Below are 5,611 nucleotides of genomic sequence, written 5' to 3'. Positions count from 1 at the left end.
ACTATCCTGGCGGGACAGTAAGAAAAAAAATGAAAATAAAAAAATCTGTGGTGCCAAGAACGAATTGCCAAAACACTTAACATGCTGATTTCAAAAGGATTATTTTCTCGGTATCGCAAAGTTGGGGTAGGGGCGAACCTATGTGTTCGCCCTTTTATACCGGGCAGACACGCAGGTCTGCCCCTACAATTCTGCACCTGAAAACGGGTATTTTTTTTTGTCGATTTCCTAAGATACAATAAATACCAACTGAGGGGCTCATTGACCGTAGCAATATTCGTTGCATTCATCAATTTTACCTAGAGGAGATTTTTATGTACTTTTTTACACTCCGGTCTGTCGCACTGTTGGCAGCCTTTATGACGATGATTTGTGTCCCGCATTTGCAGGCCGCAGAAATTACTTCGGCTGAATTGGTTAATCGAGCAGGCATGCAACGTATGCTGTCACAACGAATTGCCAAAGCCTATATCTATTTTGGTAATGATGTTTCTGTAAGAGAAACAAAGATGCAACTTGAGATGGCTCTAGAGCGGTTCAAAATAAATCACGATATACTGAAAAAAAATGTGCAGGACAGTGAAACCAAGGATCTGCTTGCTATTGTCGAGAATACTTTTTCTGAATACCGTGATTTGGTCATGAAGCCTTATGCGGAGAAGGACGCTATCCGTGTTCTTGGATTGAGTGATACTCTGTTGCAGGTTTGCCATTCAGTCGTGCTTAACCTGACAGAGCTTACAGGTGCAAGTATTGATCATATTATCAATATATCAGGGAAACAACGTATGCTTTCGCAACGGGTTGCAAAGTTTTATATTGCCTATCAGGCTGGATTCCGTGATGAAGATACGGTTAATAAGTTGAAGGATTCTATAGAAAGCTTTGAGGCAGGGTTGAACGAACTTATGGGGGAACAACGGAATAATGCTGAGATTGCATCCCTGCTTAAGAAGATAAAGAAGGAATGGGCAAGAATCTCTCCGTATTTTCTGAAAGTTAAGGAAGGAGGGTTGCCCCTTATGGTGCTGAGAGCTACTGATGAGATAACAAAGCTCTCTGATCGGGTGACAGATCTTTATGCTGATGAAATCGCATCTGAAAAACCATAAGCTGGTTTACCTGTTCTACCTGAAGTCGATTATGTAAGGAAATGATAAGAGAAGAGGGAAGGGGGCGCAGGGAGCTTGCCGTTATACACGTTATGTAGTATAGGTTGGGAGACTGGCTGTTCCATGATAATCAGGGAAAAGATGAGACAAAAAAAAAAGAGATAGAGAACATGACCTATGAAATATTCCCGTGTCTGCCTTCACAACTTTGGCTATGAATTGCCGCCCAATGTCGTTACTTCGGCTGATCTTGAGCAACAGCTCTCGTCAGTTTACAGGCGACTGAAACTTCCCGAAGGCCGCCTTGAGTTGATGAGCGGTATTCGTAGCCGACGTTTTTGGAATCCAGAAACCCGCCCCAGCGAAGGGGCTATTCTTGCTGGACGCAAAGCACTGCTCGCTTCAGGATTAACAGCCTCTGAAATTGATTTTATGGTGTTCACCTCTGTGAGCCGGGATATGATGGAGCCTGCCACAGCTTCTTTTATCCATCATGGTCTTGGCTTAGGAAGTCGTTGTCAGATATTTGATATTTCCAATGCCTGCCTTGGTTTTTTGAATGGTATGCTCATGCTGGCCAATATGATTGAACTGGGCCAGGTGCGCTACGGCCTTATTGTGGCTTCAGAGACAGCTGAAGACCTGGTGTGTTCAACCATTGAGCAATTACAAGCTGATGAAACCCTGAGCCGTAAAACCATCAAACCCGCCTTTGCCTCTCTGACCATTGGCTCTGGTGCAGTTGCTTTGGTTATGGGTTCAAAGAAAGTGCAGGATACTGATCACCGCTTGGTTGGTGGTTCCTGGCGGGCCAATACCCGTCATAATGAGCTCTGTCATGGGGGACTGGCTGGCAATGACGGTACATTGATGACCACTGATTCAGAGTTGCTCCTGGAAAAAGGCGTTGAAACCGCAGAATTATGTTGGCAGGATTTTCAGCAAGAAACAGGCTGGGAAAAAAAGAAGATTGATCGCTTTTTCTGTCATCAGGTGGGACAGGCCCATGCTCGTAAGCTTTTTTCTACCCTTGACCTTGACCCTGAGCGTAATTTTGAGACCCTGGAAGTATTGGGCAATGTGGGCTCGGTTTCAGCACCGATCACTATGGCAATGGGTATTGAAAAAGGGAAGCTCAAGGAGGGCCAGCGAGGGGCCTTGCTGGGAATCGGTTCCGGGATCAACTCGGTGATGCTAGGAGTTGAGTGGTGATGGCTCATCCTTCCGTCACCCTTGCTGAATATCCCTTTACCCCCAAGACCTTCCGACTCCCTGACGGCCACCGGCTATCTTATCTTGATGAAGGAAACGGCCCGACTGTGGTCATGGCCCACGGCAATCCTTCCTGGTCGTATCTGTACCGTAATGTTGTTGCGGAATTCAAGAGCAAGTATCGTTGCGTGGTACCGGACCATCTGGGCTGTGGTTTTTCCGATAAGCCGCAGGATTATCCCTATCGCCTGCAAAACCATATTGACAATTTCACAGCCTTGCTGGATCATTTGGAGATTGAACGCTGTGTTCTGGTGGTCCATGACTGGGGCGGAGCCATTGGAATGGGCTGGGCCGGGCAACATCCTGAGCGTGTTGCAGGGTTAGTGGTGCTCAATACAGCTGCTTTTCATTCCAGTCTCATTCCCCAACGCATTGCGATTTGTCGCTGGCCTGTACTTGGTGCTCTCCTTGTTCGGGGGCTGAACGGCTTTGCCCTGCCAGCCACTTTTATGGCAGTGATTAAGAAGATGCGACCAGAAATCAAAGCAGGTTTTCTTGCGCCCTATGATAGCTGGGCCAATCGGGTTGCGGTGCATCGTTTTGTTCAGGACATCCCCTTGCAGCCCAGCCATCCTTCCTGGGATACCCTGACGCAGGTTGAGTCTTCTCTTGACCAACTTTGCGATAAGCCCATGTTCATCTGTTGGGGTGGAAAGGATTTCTGTTTTAATGATCATTTCTATGCAGAATGGCAAAAGCGTTTCCCTACTGCCCAATGTCATTATTTTTCCGAAGCTGGTCATTACGTGCTGGAAGACGCTTTGCCGGAAATCTCCGATCTGCTGGGGCCTTTTCTACAGAGCTGCCTGTCGAGCTGAGACATCCCGGCAAAAATAATAACACCCATCCCACCCCCTTGGGGTGGGATAACAAAACATGAAAGTGAATTGGGTGACTCCAAGGAGTAACCCGGTACTTTCATATAAACAGAGGAGCAAAAGAATGCCGTACGGCAATTTCAGCACATATGAAGAGGTTGCTCTGAAGTTTCAGATCCGACTTGCTGAGCAGGGTTTTGTGCAAGAGAAAAGCATTGTTATTGAGAAGGCCTTGTTTGATTTTATCAATGGCAATATACGCACAAGAAGAAACTATGTCAGCGAGAATGCGATCTGCGAAAGCATTATTGCTCCGATTTTGAATATTGTTGCTCAACATAATGGTCTGCCAGTCTGGTCCCATCTTAGGTTTGATGTATCAGAAGAGGAGGGCCTGGTTGGCATTCCTGACTTTATTATTGCTCCGGCATCTGATATAGGCACGACGTTTCATACGCCGGTTATCTGTATTGCAGAAGCCAAGAAAGAGAACTTTAATGAAGGATGGGCCCAGGTTTTGGCGGAAATGATTGCGGCACAAAGGTTCAATGGCAATAAAGAGCAGGATATATTTGGAATCGTGACCACTGGAAATTTCTGGCAATTTGGTAAACTGCGCAACAATACACTGACAATGGAAGTGGTCTCGTATTCGGCAGCGGAAAATTTGCAGAAACTCCTTGATGTGCTGAACTGGATTACTGCGGAAGCAAAAAAGAATCTGGATTATTTCTTGTTATCCTGCTCTGACAGGGCGTGATGGGTACTTTATATGAATGACGTCTGGGTTGCCCTTGGGCTGACGGTTTTTGCCGGTATGGCCACCGGAATCGGTTCTGCCATTGCCTTTCTGGCAAAGAGAACCAATTTTCGTTTTCTCTCCATTGCCACGGGTTTTTCTGCCGGAGTCATGCTCTATGTTTCCTTTGTCGAAATATTTGTCAAAGGTACTGAAGCCCTGGTTCTGCGTTATGGAGATCCTTTGGGGCATTGGGTGAATGCAGGTTCTTTTTTTGGCGGTATTCTCCTGATCGGGTTGATAGATAATCTGATCCCGTCAGCGGAAAATCCCCATGAGATCCATGCCAAGACCGAGCTGAATGTGCTTAAGGATACCCATACGCTATCCTCAGAGGATGGCAGCGAGGAGCAGCCCTTACAGGCAGACCCCCTTGTTGGGGAACATGGTGAAGGGCATGGTATTCATGACCATAAGCTGCATCGGATGGGTTTGTTTACTGCTCTGGCTATTGCTATTCATAATTTTCCTGAAGGATTGGCGACCTTTCTGGCTGCCTTGGAAGATCCTGGAGTGGGGGTGGCTATTGCCATTGCTATTGCCCTGCATAATATCCCGGAAGGGGTGAGTGTGTCCGTGCCGATCTATTATGCCACTGGTAACCGGATGAAGGCCTTTTTCTATTCTGTGCTCAGTGGGCTGGCAGAGCCTGTGGGGGCCATTGTTGCCTATATTGGCCTGCGTCTTTTTGTTGGAAGCGATGGTGGAGGCATTCCTTCAGAGGTTATGGGAATCCTTTTTGGTGGTGTGGCTGGGATTATGGTCTATATCAGCCTGGATGAGCTACTACCCACCAGTCGGGCCTATGGCAAAGGGCATGACAGCCTGTTCGGCTTACTTGCAGGTATGATGGTGATGGCCTTGAGTCTGTTGTTGATGCGATAATGTGCGTCAAATGCATAAGCATGTTTCAAATAATATGACTTGGACCAGTGTCTTTTTGGGTTGGTGCGAGTGAGATTAATATCTATATTATTGTTCCTGTATATAAATGTGTGCTTGTTATTTTGCAGGTAAAATTATTTTTACCTTGCTAGTGGTCGTGTAATTTTTTATACTATAAGTGAGGGTACAAAAGAGAGAAAGAGATATCACATCTATATTCCGGGACGGCTGTACCAGAGGAGGTTCTTGCGATGACTGCTTACAGACAGAAACTACAGGCTTTTGAGAAATCCATTCGAGTGATTGAAAAGTCAGCCATGAAGAATTCATTTAGGGTTTCCGATGCATCATTTCAGGCACTATATAATACATATGAAGAGATGAAAAAGATGGTTATCGCTTCTGACGAAGCAAGTGTAAATGATTTGGCCCTGCAGGTATGACAGGCTGATTGAATGATATATACCATCTGTCTCAATTCCACCAGCTGAGACACCAATATGTAAAGATGACCGGGTTTATGCTTTGTGCGTAACCCGGTTTTTTTTTATCCCTCATTTGGGAAAGCTCTCTAAGGAACGATGTATGCGGTCTCAACCCAACTTTGTGAGAATCATTATCGAAACAATCCTAACTACCTGATTATTCGTTGGGCGTAAAAATATTTTTCGTTTATTATCAAGTAATTATATTTTTCAAGGCTTTTGCGGTGCCAAGAAATG

6 protein-coding genes are annotated in these 5,611 nt (G+C 45.8%); all 6 read left to right on the top strand.

The annotated features are described in order from the left end of the window. Nucleotides 1-314 precede the first annotated feature (314 nt). The 6 genes from L2082_RS18120 to L2082_RS18095 all read left to right on the top strand — a co-directional run bounded on the left by L2082_RS18120 (nt 315) and on the right by L2082_RS18095 (nt 5,332). Complete coding sequence (locus L2082_RS18120) at nt 315-1,112, top strand: type IV pili methyl-accepting chemotaxis transducer N-terminal domain-containing protein (protein WP_446010596.1); 798 nt, start codon at nt 315-317, stop codon at nt 1,110-1,112. A gap of 177 nt (nt 1,113-1,289) precedes the next feature. Next, nucleotides 1,290-2,324, top strand: a complete 1,035-nt coding sequence (locus tag L2082_RS18115; protein ID WP_446010595.1) for a 3-oxoacyl-ACP synthase III — start codon at nt 1,290-1,292, stop codon at nt 2,322-2,324. Further along, entirely contained in the window at nt 2,324-3,205 is an 882-nt protein-coding gene (locus tag L2082_RS18110) for an alpha/beta fold hydrolase (RefSeq protein ID WP_446010594.1), read from the top strand. Before L2082_RS18115 ends, L2082_RS18110 begins: the two co-directional genes overlap by 1 nt. Before the next feature lie 124 nt (nt 3,206-3,329). Then, nucleotides 3,330-3,965, top strand: coding sequence for a hypothetical protein (locus tag L2082_RS18105; protein ID WP_446010593.1), 636 nt, complete (start codon nt 3,330-3,332; stop codon nt 3,963-3,965). Between the two features lie 12 nt (nt 3,966-3,977). After that, on the top strand, nt 3,978-4,889 hold the full coding sequence (gene zupT, locus L2082_RS18100) for a zinc transporter ZupT (protein WP_446010592.1): 912 nt from the start codon (nt 3,978-3,980) through the stop codon (nt 4,887-4,889). Between the two features lie 251 nt (nt 4,890-5,140). Beyond that, nucleotides 5,141-5,332 carry a hypothetical protein gene (locus L2082_RS18095; protein WP_446010591.1) on the top strand — a complete coding sequence of 64 codons (192 nt, stop codon included), beginning with the start codon at nt 5,141-5,143 and terminating at the stop codon, nt 5,330-5,332. The last annotated feature ends 279 nt before the right edge of the window (nt 5,333-5,611 follow it).

It is taken from the genome of Candidatus Electrothrix sp. (genome assembly GCF_052785085.1).
The sequence above is the reverse complement of the archived record's forward strand: the minus strand, read 5'-3'. Positions and strand labels throughout refer to the sequence as shown.